The organism is Gammaproteobacteria bacterium CG11_big_fil_rev_8_21_14_0_20_46_22 (genome assembly GCA_002796245.1).
Classification (GTDB): Bacteria; Pseudomonadota; Gammaproteobacteria; order UBA12402; family UBA12402; genus 1-14-0-20-46-22.
On the sequence record PCWT01000054.1, the window covers coordinates 83,567 to 85,427 of the forward strand.

At 47.9% G+C, this 1,861-nt stretch carries 2 protein-coding genes; one reads left to right on the forward strand and one right to left on the reverse strand.

Annotated features, from left to right (window positions below):
• The first annotated feature begins 3 nt into the window (after nt 1-3).
• Nucleotides 4-477, forward strand: a complete 474-nt coding sequence (locus tag COV52_08055; GenBank protein ID PIR10707.1) for a hypothetical protein — start codon at nt 4-6, stop codon at nt 475-477.
• Nucleotides 478-579: 102 nt separating this feature from the next.
• On the opposite strand, the gene COV52_08060 is transcribed toward COV52_08055, so the two are convergent.
• Nucleotides 580-1,698: a cell filamentation protein Fic gene (locus tag COV52_08060; protein ID PIR10708.1), complete on the reverse strand. Its 1,119-nt coding sequence runs from the start codon at nt 1,696-1,698 to the stop codon at nt 580-582.
• Between the last annotated feature and the right edge of the window lie 163 nt (nt 1,699-1,861).

Below are 1,861 nucleotides of genomic sequence, written 5' to 3' on the forward strand. Positions count from 1 at the left end.
ATAATGAAAATTACTGCCTTACTCGCCTTATCGCTGATTAGCTTATGCGCCATCGCCAAAACACCGCCTAATTGCAACATAGGCTTTGGCCCACTACCGACATTTATTATCAACACAGTTCACAGCAACCACCCGTTTGCGTATCGTCTGCAAGCCGATAATAAATTGCCTCAGGGTTATTCTTGGGGCGGGCTGTATGCACGAGGGCTTTTTTCACACAGCGCGGTGCTTTATTGCATCGATGCAGACCAATTTATCGACGTGATCGATCGGCACAACAGCGATAATTACTGCATCATCGACAGTGGCACTGAGCTTGGCGACAACCACCTGCTCGTTTACCAACAACACGGTGATATGCACTGCCACATCACGATCGGTACCAGCCAAAACATCCAAGTGCGCTACCAGCATGCTTGGCATAGTGCTAAGCGTTTTAATGATACGCTGGTGATAGCGCGAACAAGCCTGGACTGAGCGCCGAAGGTGCGATAATCCGGGGTGAATAAAACCCGGGGTATCGCTACGCTTCAGGTCCTCGTTGACTTTGCTCCATTGAAGAAAACTATTTTACACAAATCAAACGATCAAACCGAGCTCATCCACTAATCGATAACTCGTGCTTCTGCCCTTAGCAGGGTTTTGCAGGAAAACCCCTCGCTTTTTCAAGACTTGAATATCTCTGAGCGCCGTATCCGTCGAGCATTTGGCCATGCTTGCATACTTGGACGTATTCATATGACCTTCAAAATGATCTTCCAGCATACGGTTAATCACCACACGCTGCCTTTCATTAACAGGTTTTTCATTCACTTTTTTCCAGAGCTCTGCTTTAAACAACACTTTCTTGAGCGAGTTTTCAGCGCGTAAAAGCGCCCTGGAAAAACAGCCTAAAAACCATTCAAGCCAAACAGTGATATCCGTCGTACCGCGCTGCTGCATTTCAAGCTGAAGGTAATACGCTTTTCTTTCGGCCTCAATTTGAGCGGATAGACTGTAAAAACGATCCGAAGTCTGCTCCGCTCTGGCCAAGGCCATATCAGCAATCGCCCGGCCAATTCGACCATTACCATCGTCAAAAGGGTGAATCGTCACAAACCATAGGTGTGCAATACCGGCTTTTAATAAAGGATCAACACCTTCTGAACCCTCAAACCAAGCCAAAAAGGTCGACATTTCCTGATCTAACTGGCTGGCCTTGGGTGCTTCAAAATGCACTGTTTCACGACCCATAGGACCAGAAACCACCCGCATTGGGCCAGAGGCAAGCGTTCTCCAGGCACCCACGTTAATACGATGCATTCCACTTCGACCGGCTGGAAATAATGCCGCATGCCAAGCAAATAAACGCTCTTTTGTGAGCGGTGTTTGATAATGCTGCGTGGCATCCAACATGATATCCACTATCCCCTCCACCTGACGATTAGGCAATAAATAACCGCCTATTTCGATACCCAATCGTTTTGCAATCGATGAGCGCACTTCTTCAGTACTGAGAAGCTCACCCTCGATCGCTGAAGACATTATCACTTCGCTCGTTAAAGCTGCGAGCGTTGTTTCTTGGCGCAAATCAAACCCCAAACTTTCCAGCCGACCCATGAGCCTGCCCTGGCGATGGCGTAAATCAGCCAGCACGACCGCTATTTTTTCAAACTCCCAACAAAACTCAGGCCAAGAGGCTTGTTCATAAATCCACACAGCAGCGCACCTTAATTACCGCAAATAATGCGGTGATTATACGCCTTAATCGCCGCAAAAGGCAAGCACCCGGAACGGCGGCGCAGAGGCAAGCACGAAGTAAATGTAGCCTGTATATGGACTCACCCCCATTGTAAAGGATAAAAAACACTCGAGCACAATA